We start from the raw sequence: 19,660 nt of genomic DNA, 5'->3' as shown, positions 1-19,660 counted from the left end.
AGCGGACGCGTCAGCGGCGCATCAGCGCGATGTTGCGCCACAGCGTGCGCAAGCTGTCGGTTCCGCCGAACAGCGTGGTGAAGTGCGTCGAGTCGAGCAGCACGATGTCCGCGGCGCGGGTGCCGTTCGGCGGCATCCAGATGAGCGCGTTCATCTCGGTGTCACCGGCAGCGGTGAAGGGGTGCGGCCGGTTGGGGTCGACGCGCTGACGGCCGAGCACGCGCAACGCGGGGCCCTCCGGCGCAGTCAGCGCGTAGTGCGGCAGATGCGGGTGGAAGTTCAGCGTCGGCACCGAACGCAGTAAGCCGAGGTCGTCGAGGTCATGAAATGCGTTGAGCGGTGCGATCTCCGACGTACCGTCCACGACGGCGGGGCGCAACCCCCACGTGTTGTGCACCGGTACGTCGAGGGCCGACATCAGGGACCGGGTGTACCGCCCGAATCGCTGACGCCGCGGCACCAGCCGGTCCCCGTGATGGCGATATTCCAGCTGGCGTTGTTCGACGTCGTCGGTGAAGCCGACGTCGTGATGGGGCGCCAGCATGAGGCAGTTGCCCTCTCGCGCGAGCCATGCCCGAAGGGCCTGGACTTCGTCGACGGACGCCTCCTGCTCGGACGGCAGATGATCGAGCCCGAAGACCAGCAGCGTGTCGGTGTCGGCGAGGATCCGCTCGTCGATCGGACAGCGGTACCCGGCCTGATCCGTGCGCTGGTAGACGGCCACGGGGTGCCCGGTGGCTTCTTCGGCCAGGTGCTGGAAGTCGAGCGTCGACCGGTGGAAGAGTTCCAGCGTGCCGGCGATCCCCTGCAGGAAGTTCGCGGCGTCGTATTCGGGTGTCTCATAGGCCGGCCAGGCGACGTTGCGTACTTCGGTGATGGTCGAGAAGCGGTTCTCCATCGCCGCGGTATCCCGTTGCGCTTCCCAGGGATAGCTCCACGTCCAGTAGATGGAGAGCCGACGCCCGCCAGTAGCGGGGCGACGGACGTGCGACTGGTTGTACGTCCGTGCAGCGGTCATGCGAATGCCTCCTCGCCCGCCAGGTAGCGCAACGCGCGCATGCCCGGCAGGAAGAAGTAGCCGCCGCCGCGCAGCGTGGTGAAGGCGGGGATGCCTCGGTGTACCCGACGGATCGGCCGCTTCGGCACGGTGAAGTCCAACGTGCCGTCCTGCGTGCCCGCAATGGGATCGTGCTCGTTGCCGAGTTCGTGAAAGGTCTCGTCGTTGATCCACACGTTCTGTGCGAATTCGAACTGGCGCACCAGGTCCGCGCAGATGATGAACGCGGCGATACCGCGCTCGACGCCGTCGTCGGGCGCTCCTTCCGGAAGTGCCGGGCCGTAGGTCGCGCCGCGGCGGATCATCCGGCGCCGGTTCATGTAGTGCGCGGTGTCGCGCGGATTGAGTCGGCGGGCGTGCGATCCGAGCGGGCAGGCGTATCCGAAGGGGTCCATCGTGCCGTAATCGAAGTCGTTGTTGCGCTGCGGATCCGCGCCCAGGTCGGGATCGTCACAGTCCGGGGCCAGCACCAGTGGGGCGCCGCTGCGCCACCGGCCCATGAATTTCGCCGCGAGCAATTCCTCGCCCTCCGGAGAGTCCGCGTTCTCTCGCAGGAAGTCTCGGAAGGCGCCGACGTGCTCCTCGAGCCGCCGGTAGGCCATGTAGCTGCCGTTGCGGCTGAGCACCTCGGGCTGCGGCAGGTTGGCGACGGGTCCGTCCTCGTCCGGGTAGCCGAGGATGAACTCGCCGGGTTCCAGTGGTGCGCCGGAGCCGGGCGTCGGTTCCTCCCCGGAGCCCTTCATGACCGGCTGGGACAGCCGGTCACGGAAGCCGAAGTGGTCGTGCGCGTAGTTGAACGGCGGTGTGGCGTTCAGGTCCAGGTGCGACAGGCTCCGGACGCCGGGAGTGCGGGCGAGCAGTGCGTCGTGTTCGGCGATGGACCGCTGCGATCGTTCCTCGTCACGGGCGAACAGGATGGCGATGGCGTGCAACGCGGGTTCTGCCAACCCGCCCAGCCAGTGTTCTGGGGCGGCGGCACCGGTATCGCCGAGAATGCTCGCCCGCGACGCCATGCCCTCCCGGAAGGCATCGGGGAACGTCGCCAGGTCGTCCTCCGGCACGCCGAGCGCGCGCAGTCCCTGCCAGGTGAAGGCGAGTGTCACCCACCTGTCGCTCTCGTCCATGGTGTCGACGGCGTCCGCGGCGGACTGCGTGGTCGGCAGGAGCGCGGACAACCACGCCCGTCCGCCCTCCGGCGTGTCGAACGAAAGGAACTCGTAGCGGCCGGTCAACGCCGGCGTCCTCGTCAACAGGATGTGCTGAATGTCGTCGAGTTCGAGCATCATGCAACCCGCCTGACTAACGGCCCTTGGCCCACGCCCAGGCGGCGACGAGCCAGCTGTGCGCCTCACGGCGTAGCGCCACCGTGAAGACCGCACCGTCCTGCGTCCTCGCCACTCCGGAGGCGTCGAACGTCATGGTGGCCGGGAGGACCACGTAAGCCGCGTCGCCCGCGACGTCCACGTGGTGCGGCTCGCCCAACGTCACGTGATACCCCGACGCTCCGTGGCGGAGGCCCTCGTCGAGCACGTCGCGATGCCAGTGACGTGTCGCGTTCGGTCCGTGCCACACGTGCGGCGGCATCCCGTCGAGGATCGACATCGTCGCGGTGCACGCGTTGGCCATGGCGTCGACGTCGCCGGCATTGAAGGCATCGATGTAGCCGCGTACCGCACGCAAAGGTTCGCCGGTCACCTCTGGCGGAGTCTTCGCCTCTGGTCGAGTCATTGCATCTGATCGAGCATCGTTGAGAACGCCGCCTTGAGCCGCAGCGCCTTCTTGATCTCGTCGGCCGTGACGTAGGGATACTCGCCGTACTCCAGGAAGCTCGGCACCTGATGCGCGCGGACGAACTCGATGAACGCGGTCGGGTTCTCCTTCCAGTCCTCGGGGAAGCCCTCGAGGTTCGTGAAGACGGTGGTGATGCCGGTGGCGCTGAAGAGCTGCACGGCATCCTCGGTGTACTTGTCGAAGTCGGTGTCGAAGATGCCCTGGTACTGGAAGTGCAAGCCCGACCCCACGTCGAAGAGGATCCAGCGCAGGTAGTGCAACCGCAGTGGGGCCAGTGCGTCGGGGCTCTCCTTGATCGCGTCCTCGATGGTCGTGCCGTATGCGCGAATGGCGTCCTCGCGACCCTCCTTCACCTTGGCGATGATCGAGAAACCATGACAGGCAGGGGTTCTCGGAAAGGTGGGGCCGTAGCGGCCACGCTCGAGTTCGAAGTACCCCTCCGGCGGGATGGCCATCGCGGCGGGCTTCGTCCAGTCCTGCGCATGCGGCGCCATGGCGTGCCTCTCACTCGTGTCGTACCGCGAAATGTAGCAGCGCCACCGCGCGTCCGTGGCCGAGATCAACGGATGACGAAACCGTCAATGTGGTTGCGTACGAGGTTATTTGACACATCAAAAGTTAGGCCGACGAACTTGATCTTGAATTGTTCATTCTGCTGGCCGTCGCGCTCATCGGAGCTATCGTGACGTCCATCCGGGTCTCCGCATCGTCGGCGATGCGGTCGACCGAACGCGTGAGGGGACGACCATGAGACCACCACGGACCGCCGCCGCACTCGGTGCGGCGGCGGCTGCTCTCTTCGCTGTGACGTCACCATCCCTCGCCCCGCCCGCGTCCGCCGACTGCACCAACGCGGGCGGAGCATACGTCTGCGCGCAAGGAACCGTTCGCGGCGGCGGCCCCACGCCGCCGACGGCGGGGCCGTACTACCCGTCCTACTGCCCTGACCCCTGGTACTGCGGCGACGACTGGGGACTCGACATCATCATCGATCCCGGCCCCGGCCGTCCCGGCGGGGGCCGGCCCGGCGGCATCGGGCCGCGCTGACATCCACCCATCTTTCGAGAAGGAGTCCGTCCATGCTCATCCGCGCTCTCGCGTGCGCCGCACTTGGTGTCGGCACGGCCATTGTCGGAGCAGGCACGGCGGCCGCCGACCCACCCAACTGCACCGCCGCCGACCTCGCCGGCGTCATGTCCGGCGTCTCGGCCGGAACCTCCACCTACTTGTTCACCCACCCTGAAGTCAACGACTTCTTCACCAGCCTCAAGGGCAAGCCGCGGGAGGAGATGCGCTCCGCACTCGAGGCCTACATGGAAGCCAATCCTCAGGTGCGTGACGAACTCCGGGGTGTCCGCCAAGCGGCGGCCGACTTCCGGGACCGGTGCGACGCACCGGTCCCGGACATGCCGATGGGTTGAGACAGCGAGTTCGCCGTCTCGGAGGTCGAACAGTCAGCGGTTGATCGTGCCGGCCGTAGGTCAGCGGTTGATCGTGCTGGCCGTAGGTCAGCGGTTGATCGTGCTGGCCGTAGGTCAGCGGTTGATCGTCAGCGGTTGATCATTGCCATGCCGGTCGCGTTGTAGCGGTCGCCGTGCACCCCGACCTGGGAGGCGAGCGCATCGAGGTCGGCGACGTCGTCCGCGGACAGGGCGACCGTCGTGGCGCTCGAGTTCTCGTCGACGCGCTCCCGCCGCCGGGTGCCCGGAATCGGCACGATCCACGGCTGCTGGGCCAGCAGCCACGCCAGCGCGATCTGACCGGGCGTGGCGCCGCGGGAATCGGCCAGCGTCCGGACCCGGGCGACCAACGCCGCGTTGGCGTCGATGTTGTCGCCGGCAAAGCGCGGAATGGTGGATCGGATGTCTCCGGCGCCAAAGGTGGTCGAGCTGTCGACGGTGCCGGTGAGGAAGCCCTTGCCGAGCGGACTGAATGGCACGAATCCGATCCCGAGTTCGGCGCAGGCGGGCAGCACCTCGGGCTCGGGATCACGCGTCCACAGGGAGTATTCACTTTGCACCGCCGTGACGGGGTGCACCGCGTGCGCCCGGCGGATCGTCGCGGCGCTCGCCTCCGAGAGTCCGAAGTGCCGTACCTTGCCGGCCGCGACCAGCTCACCGACGGTGCCGGCGACGTCCTCGATCGGGACGTCCGGGTCCACCCGGTGCTGATAGAAGAGGTCGAGCACGTCGACGTTCAGCCGGCGCAGCGACGCGTCGGCGACTCGGCGGATCTGGTCGGGTCGGCTGTCGGTGCCCACCATCTTGCCGTCCTGGATGTCCCAGCCGAACTTCGTGGCGATCACCACCGAATCGCGCAGCGGTGCAAGCGCTTCGCCGACGAGTTCCTCATTGACGTAGGGCCCGTACACCTCGGCGGTGTCGATGAAGGTGACGCCCGCGGTCTCGACGACGTGGCGCAGCACGCCGATCATCTCGTCGCGGTCGCCGGGGTTGGGTCCGTAACCCTGGGACATGCCCATGGCGCCGAATCCGATGGCCGACACCCGCAGGCCCTGACCGAGTGTTCTGGTGTGCACGAGTCCTCCTGAGGTTTGGAACGTTGGGCTGCTGGAATGTCAGGCTTCCGGAACGTCGATGGCGTACGTCTCGCGCGTGACGTCCTCGGGTTCGGGTCCACCCCGGATACCCGTGTCGAGGGCGTCGATCGCGGCGAGTTGATCCTCGCCTAGGTCGAAGTCGAAGACGGCGAAGTTCTCGGCGATCCGCGACGGCGTGACCGACTTGGGGATGACCTGCCGGCCCTGCTGCAGGTGCCACCGCAACATCACTTGAGCCGGTGACCTGCCGTGTGCGGCGGCGATGTCGGTGATCACCGGATCGTCCAGCGTCGAGGTGTGCGGTCCCTCGCGGTAGAACGTGATGCCGCCGATCGGTGCCCAGGCCTGGTTGAGGATGCCATGCCGGTCGTCGAAGTCGAGGAGTTCGGATTGCCGGAAGTACGGGTGCACCTCGATCTGATTCACCGCGGGCACCGTCTCCGTCGCTGCCAGCAGTCGCTCGAGGTGGGCGGGCATGAAGTTGGAGACGCCGATCGCACGGACCTTGCCGTCGGCGTACAGCTGCTGCAGCGCCCGGTATGCGTCGAGCGTGAGGTCGAACTCGCTGGGCAGCGCCTGGTGGAGGATGAAAAGGTCGATGCGGTCGACGCCGAGCTTGCCGGCGGCCTTGTCGAATGCGTGCAGCGTCGCGTCGTAGCCGAAGTCGGTGATCCACACCTTGGTCTCGATGAAGACGTCGTCACGCGCCAGACCGGACCGCCGGATGGCCTCGCCCACCTGGCGCTCGTTGCCGTAGGCGGCGGCGGTGTCGACATGGCGGTAGCCGATCTCGAGTGCCGCCTCGACGGCGGCGGTCGTCTCGTCCGGCGGCGTCTGGTACACGCCAAGGCCCAGGGCCGGGATGTCGACGCCGTTGTTCAGCGTGAAGGTAGGAATGCTCATGCCTCGACGCTAGGCCGATCGACGGACCGCTGGGAGTGTCTGCGCTTCGGGGTACCGGGAGTACCTCCCATCCGCCGCCCGCCGTGCCTACGGTGGGGAGATGCCCGCGATGGACGTGCGCAACGAGATCCGCGAGTTCCTCGGCTCGCGGCGCGCGCGCATCACCCCCGATCAGGTCGGCCTGCCCGCCTACGGTGGGAACCGACGGGTGAAGGGGCTGCGCCGCGAGGAGGTGGCGCTGCTCGCCGGCGTGTCGGTCGACTACTACGTCCGGATGGAGCGGGGCAGCCTGGCCGGGGCGTCCGACGGGGTGCTCGACGCCCTCGCCACGGCGCTACGGCTCGACGAGGCCGAGCGCGACCACCTGTTCCACCTCGCGCGCCAGTCGGGGTCGAGCGGACAGCGCCGTCGACGACGCACGCCCACCGTCATCCGTCCGGGTCTACAGCAGGTACTCGATGCCATGACCCGGGCACCGGCATGGGTGCGCAACGGCAGGCACGACGTCCTGGCGATGAACCAGTTGGCACGGGCCCTCTACGCACCGGTCCTGGCCGGCCCGCGGCGGCCGGCGAACACCGCGCGGTTCGTGTATCTGGAACCCGAAGCGGCGCAGGCGTTCTTCGTCGATTACGACACCGTCGCCCGCGACGCAGCGGCGATGTTGCGCCTCGAGGCGGGCCGCAACCCGCACGACGAGGACCTCATCGCCTTGGTCGGCGAGATGTCCACGCGCAGCGAGTTGTTTCGGCAGCGGTGGGCGTCACAGGACGTGCACCTGCACCGCTCGGGGCGGAAGCGGCTGCGCCATCCCGTCGTCGGCCAACTCGACCTCGACTTCGAGTCGATGGAGTTGCCCACCGACCCAGGACTGCAGCTGAACGTCTACACCGCGCCGACGGATTCGCCGTCGGCCGACGGGCTAGCCCTGTTGGCGTCGTGGGCCGCAAGCCAGCCGGACCTTCCTCCCGTGGGGGCGAACGAAACACGTTGAGCCGCAAAATCCGTCACGCGCGTACGGCGCTGCGCCGGAACTCGCGGGGGTTCACGCCCCGTACCCGCTTGAAGGCGGCGCTGAATGCGAACGGATCCGCATAGCCGACGGAACGGCCCACCTCGGCGACCGTGTAGCCGTACTCGTCGGTCAACCGGTCCGCGGCGAGCGCCATCCGCCAGTGGGTGAGGTACGTCAGCGGCGCTTCCCCGACCAGCTGCGAGAAACGCTTGGCCAGTGTCGATCTGGAGACGCCGGTGCGGTCGGCGAGGTCGGCCACCGTCCACGGGGCCGCGGGATCGCCGTGCAGCAACCGGAGCGCATCGCCGACCACGGGATCGCGTTGGGCCGCCCACCACGCGGGTGGCTCGCCGCCCGGCCGGTCGAACCACTCCCGGATGGTGCACACCAGCATCCAGTCGAGAAGCCGGTCGAGCACCACCTGTTGCCCTGGGACGTCGAGCGCCACCTCGGCCGCGAGGTGGTCGAGGACGGGATCGCCCGTGCCGCCCGCCTCCACGCGCAGCACCACCGGCAGTGCGTCGAGCAGCCGGCGGCTGATCTCGCCGCGCACCGGGTAGGCCCCAACGATCAACGTCGCCGCACCGTCGCCGTCGCCGTCGCTCCAGCCGAGCCGGTGCCGGGTCCCGCCCTGCTCGGGCGTCGCACAGAACTCGCCACAGGCGACCGGCACGGCCGACGTGCCGACCTCGTCGACGAAGGTGAACGTCCCGGGACCGCGGACGACGACGGTCTCGTAGGCGTTCAGCGGTTCGGGCTCGCCGTCGATCGGGATGATCCATCCCGACCCTCCCAGGACGGCGCACAACGTGAGGGGCGCACCGTCGACGAAGTGCAGGGCCCAGGGCGGGGTCAGCGTGGAGCTGCCGAACAACGAGCCATGGGCTCGCACGCCGCGGAAGAGGTCACCGAAGACGTCCACGGCACCTCACGGTAGACGATCACACAGCTTTCTCGGGCTTTGACCCATGACATCGTCCGATGCGGCGCCCTTGGATGGAGACATGAACGATCCGACCACCTTCCTCGTCCTCGGTGCCACCGGTAAGTCGGGCCGGCGCGTCGCCGCGCGCCTGCGGCTGCTCGGACTCCCCGTGCGCGCCGCGTCGCGCAGCAGCGCGACCCCCTTCGATTGGACTGATCCCGGCCGATGGGACGCCGCGCTGCGCGACACTGCGGCCGTCTTCGTCGTGCCCCCGTCGACGCCCGGGCCGGTGCACGAGTTCGCGGCCCGGGCGGCCGCTGCCGGGGTGCGGCATCTGGTCCTGCTGTCCGGGCGGGGCGCGGACACCTGGGGTGATTCCGCGTTCGGCCGGGACATGCGCGACGCCGAGGACGCCGTCCGCGCGTCCGGACTCGACTGGACGATCCTTCGGCCGAACAACTTCGCGCAGAACTTCGACGAGGAGCTGTGGCACGCTCCGCTGCTGGACGGGGAGCTGGCCCTGCCCGCGGGCGACGTCGGTGAACCGTTCATCGACCTCGAGGACATCGCGGACGTGGCCGTGCGCGTGCTCACCGAGCCGGACGCGCACGTCGGTCGGGTGCACGAATTGAGCGGGCCCCGGGCCATCACGTTCGCCGAGGCGGTCGACCTCGTCTCGCGAGCGGCCGGACGACCCATCACCTACCGCCGGGTCACGCCGGACGAGTACGTCGAGGCGCTCGTCGGGCAGGGTGTCGACCGCGGCGACGCCGAGCACGTCGCGGAGATGTTCGCCCTGATGGACCGCGGGCTCATCGCCACGCCCACCGACGGAGTCACCGACGTACTGGGCCGCCCGGCGCGCACGTTCACCGACTACGTGCTGCGCGTCGCCGTCACGGGAGCGTGGCACCGATGAGCGCGGCGTCCCTCGCCGCGGCGGACCTCGACTTCCTGCACCGCCCGCTCTACGGCTTCCTGTCGACCGCCGACGGGCCGCGGCCGCCGCAACCTCGGCCGGTGTGGTTCGAGGCCACCGAAGCGGGCGACGTCGCGCTGTTCAGCGCACCCGACACGCCACGGGTGCGCCGCCTGCGCCGCGACCCCCGGGCCTCGCTCGTCGTGACCGCTCCGGTCGGCGAGCACGAACGGTGGGTGTCCGTGGCAGGGTCCACGACGATCGCTGTCGACGGCGCCGACGATCTCGTCGAACGCCTCGCCGCCCGGTACTGGGATCTGAGTGACCCCGTCCGCGCCGACGACCTCGCCGGGATGCTGCGCGAGGAGTGGGTGCGCATCGTGATCCACCCGGAGACGGTGCGACGCTACGCGATGTGACCTCACGGCATTCGCTCGCGCCGTCGCCCGCGGTGCGCTAGGACTCGAGACGTGGCCGCACCCGACGCCTACCCGCCCCCGGCTCCCACGGCGTTTCGGCCCGTGGCCGGTCGACGTGCGCGCCTGCGCGCCGCCGTACGGCGCATCACCGGCATCGACGCGCTGCCGTCCGAGGCCGTGACGTCGGCGTTCGTCGCGGGCCTGACCATCGGTGACCCCGTCGCCGAGCGCTTCGTCGCCGAGACCTACCACGGTGACCTCGGCGCGCGGCGGGCCCGCGACCTCGTCGAGCGCGCCCAGCGCGACGGCATCGATGCGGTTCCCGAGGCGCCCGCGTCGATGCGGGCGCTGTTCGAGGATTTCGAGCGCATTCCCGGCTGGGTCGATCCCGACCTCGTCGAGGAGGGCGCCGCCGTCTGGCGCCGGTGGGCGTACGCGCTCGGCGCGCTGGGCAATGCCGGCACGAACGACACGTACACCGAGGGCTGGCTGGCCGTGCCGCTCTCGCTGTCCGGCGGGTACGCCGGCGAGCGGGCACTGCACCGCTATCTGGAGACCTCGCGCTGGTGGATCGAGGTGTGCCGGCCGGGTGCCATCCTCACGCCGGGGTCACCGGGCCGGAACATCTCCCTGCACGTGCGGATCATGCACGTCAGCGTCCGCGATCGGGTGCTGCGCCACCCCGAGTGGGATGCCGGCCGCTGGGGGCTCCCGATCAGCCAGTCCGCGATGCTGCTGACGCTGCTCGGTGGGAGCGTCGCCCCGGCCGCGGGGCTGTTCCTGCTGGGGTACGTCACCTCGCCGCGCGAGATGCGGGCGGTGCTGCACTTCAACCGCTACTGCGGCCACCTCGTCGGCGTGCGCTGCGACGGCTACTTCCCGGAGACCGTCGCCGACGCGTGGCGGATCCTGTTCCTCGCCGATTCCGCCCGCAGCTACGACAGCGGCGCGAGCGGCACCGAACTGGTCGAGTCGTTCGTCCCGGCGTTCGCGCCGACGCGCGCCCATCGCGGGTGGGGCCGGCTCCGGGCCGAGTATCACTACCGCGTGCAGGCGGGCTATCTCGGGCTCTACATGCTGCCGTGGAATCGACGGCGCTACCGGCTGCCGTCCGCCGTGCCCGGCGTCGCCGTGCTCCTCGCCCGTGCTCCGGCCATCCTGGCGCTGGAACTGGCGCGCCGCGCGTCGTCGCGTGTGGACCGGTGCTGGCAGCAGGTCAACCTCGCACGGTGGGAGAACTGGCTGCAGTGGCAGTCCGCGGGGCGTGCGGCGTCGTTCGAGGCGGCGGCGCCCCTGCGTCGGTGACCGTCACTCCGACGGCTGCGGCCCACCGGTCGGCGGGTTGCGCAGCACCGCCAGGGCGGGATCGATCGCCGCGCGTGTCTGATTTCCCCCGGCGCGGCGCGCGTCGAACATCGCCGTCGCGGCGACGGTCACCAGTTCCTCGACGACGTCATAGGTGGGCAGGTGCGCCAGCGGTGCGAGGGGGGTGCACACCACGCCGACGCTGGCGGCCAGGCGGAATTCGGTGGTGACGATGGCACCGCGGATGCGTTCGGCGAGCGGGTTGGGGTCGGCGGTGGTGAAGAGGTCGGCGACCCAGAACTCGGCGTCGCCGGGATGAGCGAGCACGGCGTCGCGGCGCACGGTCTCGCGCAGGGTCCGCGCGATCGCCACCCGCGCGCGGTCCGCCCCAGTGCCGCCCTGCAACTCGGTCAGCAGCGAATAGTTGTCGAGGCTGACCACCGTCACGACGATCCGCCGGTCGTCGTCGCGGGTGCGCGAGCCGATGAGATCGGCGGCGCGCTGAAAGAATCCGTCACGGGTGAGCAAGCCGGTCAACGGCTCGAGGTCGCCGTACCCGGTGTCGTTCGCGAGCAGGCGGACCACCATGCGGCAGCCAAACACGGCGAAGACGTTGACCAGCACGATGAGCAGCACCGTGGCGACCGCCAGCGACACGTCGACCTCGGCGAGCCGGAACGCGAGGTAGACCAGCACGCCGGCGCCGACGGTCCAAGTGAACGCCAGCAGCCGCAGCGAGTGGAACAGCGCCACGAACGAGCCGAGCACCGCGAACGTCGTGGCGCCGACGATGCCGAGCGAGTGTTCCGGGACGATGAGGCACGACGTCGCGATGCAGAGGGTCCCGACGACGACGCAGCCCTGCGACACCCGCCGGCTCGGCCACCCGGGGCGCAGCCACAGCGCACCCATGACGACGCAGCACAGCACGACGACCGCTTCGGCGATCCGGCCGGCGGTGGAGTGCGGACCCAGCCGCCCAAGCGAGATGATGGGACCGATCGCACCGAGGCCCAGGATGATCGCCGCGTTGGTCCGGCACGTGCGGCGCTGCAGATCGCGCGCAGCGAGGAATGCCGTCAGCCAGTAGTAGTGGTCGCCGCTGCGGCGCCACTCATCGCTGCGTAACACCGTTCATTCGTAGCCCGCTGGTCACGGGGATGCGCGCACCGGGGTGCGGTTCGCGCCCATTCGTCACGGAATCCTCCGAAATGACATTCCCTGCGCTCAAGCAGAACGCCTGGACGCAGGGAATGTCAGTTCGGCGCGGGTTGGTCGTCGAGGCGGGCCCTCAGGTCCGCGTTCTCGGCGCGCAGCGCGTCGAGTTCGCGGCGCATCTCCTCGAGTGCCGGTGCGAGGTCGCCGTGCGAGAACCGCGGCGTGATGTGCTGCGGACAGTTCCAGTCGAAGGCCTCGACGGTGACGAGTACGGCGCGCTCGACGACCGCGTCGTAGCCCGGGACCGCGAGCGAGCGACAGAGGTCGGGATCGGTCTCGGCCGCGACGGCCCGGGCGTGCCCGAAGATCTTCAGCCGGCGGCGGTGGACGTAGTCGAGCGCGATCAACGCCACGCGGTCGTCACCGGCGACGTTCCCCGCGGTGACGTACTGCAGGTTGCCGCGGAAGTCGGCCCACCCGATGGTGTGCGCGTCGACGACGCGCAGGAAGCCCGGCGGCCCGCCGCGGAATTGCACGTAGGGCCACCCCGTGGCACTCACCGAGGCCAGGTAGAAGCCATCGCATTCGGCGAGGTACTCCCGTTCGTCCTCCCCCAGCGGATCCGGGGTCGTCGACACCGCACCGGCCACCCGCTTGCGCTCGTAGAACCGGTCGCTGCCGTGGCGGCGCTGCTCGGTGCGGACGTCGTCGGTGAAGGCGATCGCCGGGTAGCGCCGGCTCATGCCGTCGGCCCGACGTGCCGGCCGAGGAAGTCGCGGACGTAGCCGCTGATCTCCTCGCCGTGGGTCTCCAACGCGAAGTGCCCGGCGTCGAGGAGGTGGAACTCGCCGTCGGGCAGGTCCCGTGCGAAGGCCTCCGCGCCGGCGGCACCGAAGATCTCGTCGTTCTTGCCCCACGTCACCAGCAGCGGCGGCCGGTGCGTGCGGAAGTACTCCTGGAATGCCGGATAGCCGTCGAGGTTGAACTGGTAGTCCCAGAACAGCTGTAGCTGGATGGCGTCGTTGCCCCGCCGGTCGAGGCCGGCCTGATCGAGTTGCCAGGCCTCCGGGGCGATCCGGTCGAGGCGGTCGGCGGGCACGCCATGGGTGTACTGCCATCGGGTCTTCTCGGCCGTGAGGTATTCGCGTACGGCATCCTCGTGAGTCGCCCGGTCCTTCGCGTGGGCGAACAGCACGTCCCAGAACGGGGTGAAGCCCTCGACGTAGGCGTTGCCGCTCTGGGTGATGAGCGCGGTGACCCGCTCCGGTCGCCGGCTCGCGATGCGCAGGCCGATCGGCGCGCCGTAGTCGTGGATGTAGAGGGCGAACCGCTCGAGCCCCACGTGGTCGATGAGCTTCTCGGTGACCTCGGTGAGACGCTCGAAGCCGTAGTCGAACTGGGTCACCGAGGGCATGGCCGACTGGCCGAAGCCGATGTGGTCGGGGGCCACCAGGTGGTACTCGTCGGACAGGGCGTCCAGCAGTCCGCGGAACATGTGCGAACTCGACGGAAAGCCGTGCAGCAGGAGCACGGTCGGCTTCGCCGGGTCGCCGGCCTCCCGGTAGAAGACGTCGAGACCGTCGATCGTGGCGGTGTGGTGGCGGGTGGCGAACGCGGGCATGACGAACCTTCCTCGACACGGGGCGGGAACTCGCCACCCACGATGCGTGCCCGCCGGCACTGGAAAAAGCACCGATCCGCGATGGCGGTGATCGGTTCCACCGATCAATGCGGCGCGTAGTCCTACGATCGCGACGTGGACTTGCGTCAGCTGGAGGCCTTCGTCGCGGTCGCCGACGAGCTGCACTTCGGTCGCGCGGCGCAGCGCCTGTACATCGGGCAGCCCACCCTCAGCGAGCTGATCAAGCGGCTGGAACGCGAACTCGGCACGCCGCTGTTCACGCGGACCACGCGACGCGTCGTGCCGACCGAAGCGGGAGTCGAACTGCTCGGCAGGGCGAAGGCCATCCTCGAGGACGTCGCCGGCGCGCGCGCCGCCGTGCAGCGGCTCGTCGGCGGAGAGGCCGGCACCGTCCGGTTGGCGATCACGCCGCCGGTGGCGCCGGTCCTGGCGCCGCATCTCGCCGCGGCCTTCGCGCGCGAGGCTCCCGACGTCGACCTGGTCATCCGGCGAATGTGGTTGCCGGAGTTGCAGCGGTCGATTCCCGACGGTCACGCCGATGTCGCGATCACGTGCGGAATCCTGCCCGAGGCACCAGGTCTCATCAACGAGGTGTTCTGCGCCGAACCGCTGCTGGTGGGTCTCCGAGACTCCCACCCCCTCGCCGGGCAGGCCGCCGTGCGCCTCGCAGACCTCGAGTCCGGCACCCTCGGCCTGCACACCGACGGCTTGTTCCCGGCATGGACGATGGCGTTGCGACAGGTCCTCGACGCGAACGGATCCTCCCCGCCGGCCGTCGAACTCGACGACATCGACCTGTCCGCCGGGCGGTGGGCGGCTCAATCCTCCGTCGATTGGATCCTGACCACGGCCGCCATCTCCGGCAGCGTCGTCACCGATCCGCTGGTTCCCCTGACCCCGCCGACGCACCTTCCCTACACGCTGCAGTGGTGCCCGATACGTGCCGCGACCGCGGCCGTCGGCCGCTTCGTACAGTCGGCGCTGTCGACTGCCGTGCCGCCGGGCTGGGTCGCGGCGGAGGACCATCTCGGCAGTGACGAGAACCGCTCCGCCACGGCGTAACTCACCCTACCGTTACGATTCCCGGGTGCCGACCGACGCGAACCGCCGCGATGCCGCGGCCCCGCGCACGCAGGCCGAACGGCGCGCGACCAGCGAGGCGCGGCTCCTCGATGCCGCGTTCCAGATCGTCGCCGAGCACGGCGTCCGGTCGGTGACGACGGCGGCGGTCGGTGAGCGCGCCGGGTACTCGCGGGGAATCGTCAACCACCACTTCGGTAGTCGGGACCGTCTGATGGCGCGTCTCGCCGCGGCGGCGCAAGGTCGGTTCACCCCGGACGCGAGCGGCCGCACCGGTCGCGAGCGGGTGCTCCGGACCGTCGAGCAGTACCTCACCGGCATGGCCGACGACCCGGGGTCGATGCGGGTCTTCCTGCGGCTCTGGACCGCGTCGGTCGGCGACGAGGAACCGAGCCTGGGTGCCGCCTTCGCCGACCGGGACGCGTCGTTCCGCGCCTACTTCATCGAGGCCCTCACCGACGGCCATGCCGATGGCAGCATCGCCCCCCACGTCGACCCCGAGGGGACGGCCGTGGCGCTCGTCGGGCTGGTCCGCGGCATCGCCATGCAGTGCCAGGTCGACCCCGAACTCGCCGCCGACGGCCGTGTCCGGTCAGCCGCCCTGGCGCTGATCGACGGCGGCACGAGCGCGTCCCCGCGCGATCACTCGGCCACGCGGTAGGCACCACCGTCGAGGTCCTCGATCAGCGTCGGACCGGTCGGCGCCCAATCCAGTAGTCGCCGGGTCGCGGCGCTGCTCGCGCTGAGGTCCGACGCGAAGAACCCTCCGATCCAGCCGTAGTGCTCCCCGACCCGCTCCGGTGCGATCGATGCGACCGGCAGGTCGAAGGCCCGTCCGATGGCCTCGGCGATCGCGCGGGTGGGGACACCCTCCTCGGCGACGGCGTGCAACCGGCTCCCGGCCGGAGCCGACGCCAGACCCAGCCGCACCAGCCGGGCTGCATCGGCCACGTGCACCGCCGACCATCGGGTGCTCCCGTCCCCCGGATACCCGGAGACGCCGCGATCGCGGGCGATGCCGGCCAGATGGGCGATGAAGCCGTGGTCCCGGGTGCCGTGCACCGTCGGCGCGAAGCGGACGGCGACCGCACGGACGCCACGGTCGGCATAGTCCAGTGCCAGGTTCTCGGCGCCGCCGCGGGGGCTGTCCGGGCCGTGAAACGGCGAGGGCTCGTCCTCCGTGCTCGGACCGTTGCGGCCGAGCCCGGCGAAACCGGATGCCAGGAGGAACGGGCGGTCGGTCCCGACGAGCGCCTCGGCGACGGCGTGCACCGCCGCCCGCTCGGCGGCGTTGGTTCCGGCCATGTTCGACCAGTCGTGCTTGTTGGCGAGGTGCACCGTCCCGTCGGCGCTGCGCGCGCCGTCGCGAAGGGCGTCGAGGTCGTCCAGATCGCCGCGGCGGACGTCGGCCCCCTTGGCCCGCAGGGCCGTTGCCGATGCCTCGGACCGGGCCAAACCCGTGACCTGGTGGCCCGCGGACAACAACTCGTCGACGACGGCGGTGCCGATCCAGCCGGATGCTCCGGTGACGAATACGTGCACGATGCTCTCCCATCCTCCATGTCAGTTACTGACATGGAGGCTACGCCTGAAGTCAGTCTCTGTCATCACTAGACTCGGCGGCATGGTGCGCTGGACTCCCGGCACTCCGGAGCGGCTGCAGCAGGCCGCCCTGGAGCTGTTCGCCGCGCGCGGCTACGAACAGACGACGGCCACCGACATCGCACAGTCCGTGGGTCTGACGGAGCGCACCTTCTTCCGACACTTCAGCGACAAGCGCGAGGTGCTGTTCCACGGCCAGCAGTCACTGCGCGAGTCCTTCCTCGCCGGCGTGGACGGCGCCCCGGCTGACGCTGCGCCCATCGAACTGGCCATCGCCGCGGTGCGATCGGCGGCGCAGTTCTTCCCCGACGAACGGCGCCCACATTCCCGCCTGCGCCAGGACGTCATCGACGACAACCCGGCGTTGCGGGAGCGCGAGGCACTGAAGCTCGTTGGGCTCGGCGACGCGCTCGCCGATGCGCTGCGGGCACGCGGTGTCGACGCGCCACGCGCCGAGGTAGCGGCGCGGATCGGCACGGTCGTCTTCGGCATCGCCTTCGCGCAGTGGATCGCGCCAGGGGAACGACGTCCGTTCGGGGTCATCGCCGACGACGTGCTGCGCGACGTTCGCGCGGTCGTGCATCCGCTCGACGAGAACTGACGATCAGGCGGCGACGGCCGCCCCGCAGACGCCGCAGACCTCGAAGCTGCGCCGTCGCCACCGCGCGACCGGGACGAAGAACAGCGAGAACTGCTTGAACTCGCGCATCTTCGTCCACTGCGTCGTGTTGTGGCAGCGCGGGCAGGTCCGCACCTCGCCGGTGCCGAGGTACTTCTGCTTGGTGCCGTAGCCGAAGAGCAGGAAGAGCACGACACCCAGGATAGGGATCGCGCACGGCATCAGGGCAGGAGGAACCTCGTCAGGAACCGACGGGTCCGCTCGTGCTGCGGGTCGCCGAGCACCGCTGCCGCGGAGCCTCGTTCGACGATGCGACCCTCGTCGAGGAAGCAGACGACGTCCGCGACGTCGCGTGCGAAGGCCATCTCGTGGGTCGCCATGAGAATGGTCGTCCCGGCGGCCGCCAGCTCACCGACCAGGGTCAGGACCTCCCCGACCAGTTCTGGGTCCAGAGCGCTGGTGATCTCGTCGAGCAAGAGCAGACGCGGCGCGTAGGCGAGCGCTCGAGCGATTGCCACGCGCTGTTGCTGGCCTCCGGAGAGCTTGTCGGGATACGCGTGGACGCGATCACCCAGTCCGACGCGCGTCAGCAACTCCCGCGCGCGGTCCTCGGCGTCGCGGCGGCCCAGACCGTGGACCGTCCGCGGCGCGAGCGCGACGTTGGCGAGCGCACTCATGTGCGGAAACAGGTTGTAGGACTGGAAGACCATTCCGATCGCCTGCCGCGCGTGATCGGCGTCGATGCGGGGATCGCTGATGTCTCGGCCGTCCAACAGGATTCGGCCGTCGTCGATCTCCTCCAGCAGGTCGACGCACCGCAGCAGCGTCGACTTGCCCGACCCGGATGCCCCGATGAGGACCACCACGCGGTGCTCGGGAACGTCGAGGTCCACGCCATCGAGAACCACGCGCCCGTGGTAGGACTTCGTCACCGCCTCGAGGGACAGGACCGGGGGCACCTCGGCGGTCACAGCGCTCCCTGCCGCACCCCGACACGGCGCGCGGCCCAGTCCGCCACTCGCGCCGAGGGAACGGCGAGCGCGACGAACAACAGGCCTGCCACCACGTACGGCGTGAAGTCGTAACTGGTGGCGGATTGGATCTGCGCGGCACGGACGGCGTCCACCGCACCGAGCACCGAGATGAGTCCGCAGTCCTTCTGCAGGGCGACGAAGTCGTTGAGCAGTGCGGGAGTCACCCGCCGTGCCGCCTGAGGCAGGATTACCATCTGCATGGTGCGCCGGTATCCGAGGCTGAGCGAGGTCGCCGCCGCGAGCTGCGAGGGATGCACCGACTCGATGCCCGCGCGCAGCACCTCGGCCACGTATGCGGAGTAGACCAAGACCAGCGCCAATCCGCCCAGCAGCACCGGATCGGTGGGAACTCCGGCCAGTCGCAGTCCCGGCAGGCCGAAACCGACGAGGTACAGCACGATCAGCAGCGGAAGGCCCCGGAAGACGTCGACGTAACCGGTGGCCAAGGCTCGCAACGGGAACCACAGGGGACCGCGCACCGTGCGCATCGCAGCTAGGAGCAACCCCAGCACGAGCACGAGCACCTCGCAGACGAGCAGGACCCGCACGTTGAGCCACAGACCGTCCAGCAGAGCGGGCAGGCTGTCCCACCCGACGCGGACGTCGAAGAAGGCGTCCCGCACCCGGGGCCACCCGGGCGAGGACGTGACGCCGACCAGGAGGACGACGGCGAACACCGTCGTCGACAGCAGCGCGACCAGTGTTGAACGCCGCGCCCGCGACCGCCGGAACGCAACGCGATCGATCGCCGCGGACGTCACGACAGCAGGGGCGCCTGGCCCGGCTTGGACAACCACTCCTTCTGCAACCGGAACAAGTCGCCGTTGTCACCGAGCCGGTCGACGGCCTGGGACACGCAGGCGGTCAACGGGCTGCCCTTGTCGAGGACGATCCCGAACTGCTCGGTGGCCCCACCACTCGGCGGGAGTTGACCCACGATCACGCCGTCGGGCAGGTCGCCCTGCACCGCGAAGGCCGTGGGCAGGTCGAGCACCAGCGCGTCGATCTGTCGGTTGGCGAGCGCGGCCTTGGCATCCTCGTTGCTGTTGAACACCGCGACCTCGGGGTCGATGGCGGCCGCGGCGGTGTAGCTGGTGGTGCCGACCTGGGCGCCGAGCTTGAATGACCGCAACGCGTCGACCGACGCGACGCCCGCGGCGGGTGAACCCTTGGTGGTAATGACCGCTTGCGTCACGTCGAAGTAGGGCGAGGAGAAGTCGACGGCCTGTTTGCGCTCGTCGGTGATCGAGAACTCACTGAGGTTGGCGTCGAACGTCTTCGGCCCTGGCGCGATGGCGGAGTTGAACGGTACCCGCACCCAGGCGACGTCGTCCTTGGCGTACCCGAGTTCGTTCGCGACCGCGTAGGCGACCGCGGATTCGAAGCCCTTGCCGTTGGCGGGATCGTTGTCGACGAACCACGGTGCATAGGCCGGTTGGTCGGTCCCGAAGGTCAAGGTGCCGGCCTGCAGCGTCCTCAGCGCGTCCTTCGAGCAGTCCGAGGGCTGCGCCGGAGGTGCTGCCGACTCGTCGGCCGGGGCACAGGAGGACACCAGCAGCAGTCCTGCCGCCAGCGTCCCCAGGGTCGTCAACACGCGCATGTGCGGCATCATCGCTCACACGACGGCATGC

General features: G+C 69.8%; 24 protein-coding genes. 9 read left to right on the top strand and 15 right to left on the bottom strand.

The window, feature by feature from the left end; all coding sequences use genetic code 11:
- Nucleotides 1–10: 10 nt before the first annotated feature.
- From FZ046_RS07455 to FZ046_RS07440, 4 genes are read right to left on the bottom strand one after another with little or no spacing between them, the layout of a single operon-like run.
- Nucleotides 11–1,018, bottom strand: a complete 1,008-nt coding sequence (locus tag FZ046_RS07455) for a hypothetical protein (protein ID WP_070355403.1) — start codon at nt 1,016–1,018, stop codon at nt 11–13.
- Nucleotides 1,015–2,340, bottom strand: a complete 1,326-nt coding sequence (locus FZ046_RS07450; protein WP_070355411.1) for a Dyp-type peroxidase — start codon at nt 2,338–2,340, stop codon at nt 1,015–1,017. The genes FZ046_RS07455 and FZ046_RS07450 overlap by 4 nt, the downstream gene beginning before the upstream one ends.
- A 16-nt stretch (nt 2,341–2,356) precedes the next feature.
- Nucleotides 2,357–2,752, bottom strand: coding sequence for a nuclear transport factor 2 family protein (locus tag FZ046_RS07445; RefSeq protein ID WP_246182927.1), 396 nt, complete (start codon nt 2,750–2,752; stop codon nt 2,357–2,359).
- Nucleotides 2,753–2,781: 29 nt separating this feature from the next.
- Complete coding sequence (locus tag FZ046_RS07440; RefSeq protein WP_070355401.1) at nt 2,782–3,342, bottom strand: hypothetical protein; 561 nt, start codon at nt 3,340–3,342, stop codon at nt 2,782–2,784.
- Between the two features lie 310 nt (nt 3,343–3,652).
- On the opposite strand from FZ046_RS07440, the gene FZ046_RS07435 reads away from it, so the two are divergent.
- Nucleotides 3,653–3,895, top strand: a complete 243-nt coding sequence (locus FZ046_RS07435) for a hypothetical protein (protein WP_083298495.1) — start codon at nt 3,653–3,655, stop codon at nt 3,893–3,895.
- Between the two features lie 32 nt (nt 3,896–3,927).
- Nucleotides 3,928–4,269 carry a heme-binding protein gene (locus FZ046_RS07430; RefSeq protein ID WP_070355400.1) on the top strand — a complete coding sequence of 114 codons (342 nt, stop codon included), beginning with the start codon at nt 3,928–3,930 and terminating at the stop codon, nt 4,267–4,269.
- A gap of 128 nt (nt 4,270–4,397) precedes the next feature.
- On the opposite strand, the gene FZ046_RS07425 is transcribed toward FZ046_RS07430, so the two are convergent.
- Entirely contained in the window at nt 4,398–5,330 is a 933-nt protein-coding gene (locus FZ046_RS07425; protein ID WP_211372285.1) for an aldo/keto reductase, read from the bottom strand.
- A 96-nt stretch (nt 5,331–5,426) separates the two neighbouring features.
- Nucleotides 5,427–6,311: an aldo/keto reductase gene (locus FZ046_RS07420; protein WP_070355398.1), complete on the bottom strand. Its 885-nt coding sequence runs from the start codon at nt 6,309–6,311 to the stop codon at nt 5,427–5,429.
- Nucleotides 6,312–6,420: 109 nt separating this feature from the next.
- On the opposite strand from FZ046_RS07420, the gene FZ046_RS07415 reads away from it, so the two are divergent.
- Nucleotides 6,421–7,305: a helix-turn-helix transcriptional regulator gene (locus FZ046_RS07415; RefSeq protein WP_407664471.1), complete on the top strand. Its 885-nt coding sequence runs from the start codon at nt 6,421–6,423 to the stop codon at nt 7,303–7,305.
- Nucleotides 7,306–7,318: 13 nt separating this feature from the next.
- On the opposite strand, the gene FZ046_RS07410 is transcribed toward FZ046_RS07415, so the two are convergent.
- Entirely contained in the window at nt 7,319–8,248 is a 930-nt protein-coding gene (locus FZ046_RS07410; RefSeq protein WP_070355396.1) for an AraC family transcriptional regulator, read from the bottom strand.
- 82 nt (nt 8,249–8,330) lie between these two features.
- On the opposite strand from FZ046_RS07410, the gene FZ046_RS07405 reads away from it, so the two are divergent.
- The 3 genes from FZ046_RS07405 to FZ046_RS07395 are packed head-to-tail and all read left to right on the top strand — an operon-like array spanning nt 8,331 to nt 10,894.
- Nucleotides 8,331–9,170, top strand: coding sequence for an NAD(P)H-binding protein (locus FZ046_RS07405; RefSeq protein WP_070355395.1), 840 nt, complete (start codon nt 8,331–8,333; stop codon nt 9,168–9,170).
- The gene (locus FZ046_RS07400; RefSeq protein WP_070355410.1) at nt 9,167–9,589 is read left to right on the top strand and encodes a pyridoxamine 5'-phosphate oxidase family protein; all 423 of its coding nucleotides are present in this window, start codon (nt 9,167–9,169) and stop codon (nt 9,587–9,589) included. The genes FZ046_RS07405 and FZ046_RS07400 overlap by 4 nt, the downstream gene beginning before the upstream one ends.
- A gap of 51 nt (nt 9,590–9,640) precedes the next feature.
- The gene (locus FZ046_RS07395) at nt 9,641–10,894 is read left to right on the top strand and encodes an oxygenase MpaB family protein (protein WP_070355394.1); all 1,254 of its coding nucleotides are present in this window, start codon (nt 9,641–9,643) and stop codon (nt 10,892–10,894) included.
- A 3-nt stretch (nt 10,895–10,897) separates the two neighbouring features.
- On the opposite strand, the gene FZ046_RS07390 is transcribed toward FZ046_RS07395, so the two are convergent.
- The 3 genes from FZ046_RS07390 to FZ046_RS07380 form a co-directional block, all read right to left on the bottom strand.
- On the bottom strand, nt 10,898–12,025 hold the full coding sequence (locus tag FZ046_RS07390; protein ID WP_070355393.1) for a diguanylate cyclase domain-containing protein: 1,128 nt from the start codon (nt 12,023–12,025) through the stop codon (nt 10,898–10,900).
- A gap of 125 nt (nt 12,026–12,150) precedes the next feature.
- A complete protein-coding gene (locus FZ046_RS07385) occupies nt 12,151–12,795 on the bottom strand; it encodes a pyridoxamine 5'-phosphate oxidase family protein (protein ID WP_070355392.1) in 645 nt (214 codons plus the stop codon).
- Nucleotides 12,792–13,673 (bottom strand): alpha/beta fold hydrolase, encoded by an 882-nt coding sequence (locus FZ046_RS07380; RefSeq protein WP_070355391.1) that lies wholly within the window; start codon nt 13,671–13,673, stop codon nt 12,792–12,794. Before FZ046_RS07380 ends, FZ046_RS07385 begins: the two co-directional genes overlap by 4 nt.
- Before the next feature lie 135 nt (nt 13,674–13,808).
- Here FZ046_RS07380 and FZ046_RS07375 point away from each other — a divergent pair, with 135 nt between their 5' ends.
- Both FZ046_RS07375 and FZ046_RS07370 read left to right on the top strand, forming a co-directional pair.
- The gene (locus FZ046_RS07375; protein WP_070355390.1) at nt 13,809–14,756 is read left to right on the top strand and encodes a LysR family transcriptional regulator; all 948 of its coding nucleotides are present in this window, start codon (nt 13,809–13,811) and stop codon (nt 14,754–14,756) included.
- A gap of 25 nt (nt 14,757–14,781) precedes the next feature.
- Complete coding sequence (locus FZ046_RS07370; RefSeq protein WP_070355389.1) at nt 14,782–15,435, top strand: TetR/AcrR family transcriptional regulator; 654 nt, start codon at nt 14,782–14,784, stop codon at nt 15,433–15,435.
- On the opposite strand, the gene FZ046_RS07365 is transcribed toward FZ046_RS07370, so the two are convergent.
- The gene (locus FZ046_RS07365) at nt 15,417–16,316 is read right to left on the bottom strand and encodes an SDR family oxidoreductase (protein ID WP_070355388.1); all 900 of its coding nucleotides are present in this window, start codon (nt 16,314–16,316) and stop codon (nt 15,417–15,419) included. The two genes, FZ046_RS07370 and FZ046_RS07365, sit on opposite strands and share 19 nt — an antisense overlap.
- Before the next feature lie 82 nt (nt 16,317–16,398).
- On the opposite strand from FZ046_RS07365, the gene FZ046_RS07360 reads away from it, so the two are divergent.
- On the top strand, nt 16,399–16,977 hold the full coding sequence (locus tag FZ046_RS07360; protein WP_070355387.1) for a TetR/AcrR family transcriptional regulator: 579 nt from the start codon (nt 16,399–16,401) through the stop codon (nt 16,975–16,977).
- Nucleotides 16,978–16,980: 3 nt separating this feature from the next.
- Here FZ046_RS07360 and FZ046_RS07355 read toward each other — a convergent pair whose 3' ends face one another.
- Genes FZ046_RS07355 through FZ046_RS07340 form a run of 4 tightly spaced genes read right to left on the bottom strand, consistent with a single transcriptional unit; the run spans nt 16,981 to nt 19,629 of the window.
- Nucleotides 16,981–17,217: a zinc-ribbon domain-containing protein gene (locus FZ046_RS07355; protein ID WP_070355386.1), complete on the bottom strand. Its 237-nt coding sequence runs from the start codon at nt 17,215–17,217 to the stop codon at nt 16,981–16,983.
- Nucleotides 17,217–17,966 carry an amino acid ABC transporter ATP-binding protein gene (locus FZ046_RS07350; RefSeq protein ID WP_246182926.1) on the bottom strand — a complete coding sequence of 250 codons (750 nt, stop codon included), beginning with the start codon at nt 17,964–17,966 and terminating at the stop codon, nt 17,217–17,219. Before FZ046_RS07350 ends, FZ046_RS07355 begins: the two co-directional genes overlap by 1 nt.
- Nucleotides 17,963–18,790: an amino acid ABC transporter permease gene (locus FZ046_RS07345; protein ID WP_099046041.1), complete on the bottom strand. Its 828-nt coding sequence runs from the start codon at nt 18,788–18,790 to the stop codon at nt 17,963–17,965. Before FZ046_RS07345 ends, FZ046_RS07350 begins: the two co-directional genes overlap by 4 nt.
- A complete protein-coding gene (locus tag FZ046_RS07340) occupies nt 18,787–19,629 on the bottom strand; it encodes an ABC transporter substrate-binding protein (RefSeq protein WP_070355409.1) in 843 nt (280 codons plus the stop codon). The genes FZ046_RS07345 and FZ046_RS07340 overlap by 4 nt, the downstream gene beginning before the upstream one ends.
- Nucleotides 19,630–19,660 lie beyond the last annotated feature (31 nt).

Origin of the sequence: Mycolicibacterium grossiae (assembly GCF_008329645.1) — a bacterium.
Lineage (GTDB): Bacteria > Actinomycetota > Actinomycetes > Mycobacteriales > Mycobacteriaceae > Mycobacterium > Mycobacterium grossiae.
This window is presented reverse-complemented; position numbering and strand designations above follow the sequence as displayed.

Bases quoted from the DNA above. Each gene is read 5' to 3' on its own strand.
- FZ046_RS07355 (WP_070355386.1), bottom strand. From the start codon at position 17,217: ATGCCGTGCGCGATCCCTATCCTGGGTGTCGTGCTCTTCCTGCTCTTC.
- FZ046_RS07415 (WP_407664471.1), top strand. From the start codon at position 6,421: ATGGACGTGCGCAACGAGATCCGCGAGTTCCTCGGCTCGCGGCGCGCG.
- FZ046_RS07340 (WP_070355409.1), bottom strand. From the start codon at position 19,629: ATGCGCGTGTTGACGACCCTGGGGACGCTGGCGGCAGGACTGCTGCTG.
- FZ046_RS07405 (WP_070355395.1), top strand. From the start codon at position 8,331: ATGAACGATCCGACCACCTTCCTCGTCCTCGGTGCCACCGGTAAGTCG.
- FZ046_RS07430 (WP_070355400.1), top strand. From the start codon at position 3,928: ATGCTCATCCGCGCTCTCGCGTGCGCCGCACTTGGTGTCGGCACGGCC.
- FZ046_RS07400 (WP_070355410.1), top strand. From the start codon at position 9,167: ATGAGCGCGGCGTCCCTCGCCGCGGCGGACCTCGACTTCCTGCACCGC.
- FZ046_RS07450 (WP_070355411.1), bottom strand. From the start codon at position 2,340: ATGCTCGAACTCGACGACATTCAGCACATCCTGTTGACGAGGACGCCG.
- FZ046_RS07380 (WP_070355391.1), bottom strand. From the start codon at position 13,673: ATGCCCGCGTTCGCCACCCGCCACCACACCGCCACGATCGACGGTCTC.
- FZ046_RS07360 (WP_070355387.1), top strand. From the start codon at position 16,399: ATGGTGCGCTGGACTCCCGGCACTCCGGAGCGGCTGCAGCAGGCCGCC.
- FZ046_RS07440 (WP_070355401.1), bottom strand. From the start codon at position 3,342: ATGGCGCCGCATGCGCAGGACTGGACGAAGCCCGCCGCGATGGCCATC.
- FZ046_RS07420 (WP_070355398.1), bottom strand. From the start codon at position 6,311: ATGAGCATTCCTACCTTCACGCTGAACAACGGCGTCGACATCCCGGCC.
- FZ046_RS07425 (WP_211372285.1), bottom strand. From the start codon at position 5,330: ATGGGCATGTCCCAGGGTTACGGACCCAACCCCGGCGACCGCGACGAG.
- FZ046_RS07455 (WP_070355403.1), bottom strand. From the start codon at position 1,018: ATGACCGCTGCACGGACGTACAACCAGTCGCACGTCCGTCGCCCCGCT.
- FZ046_RS07385 (WP_070355392.1), bottom strand. From the start codon at position 12,795: ATGAGCCGGCGCTACCCGGCGATCGCCTTCACCGACGACGTCCGCACC.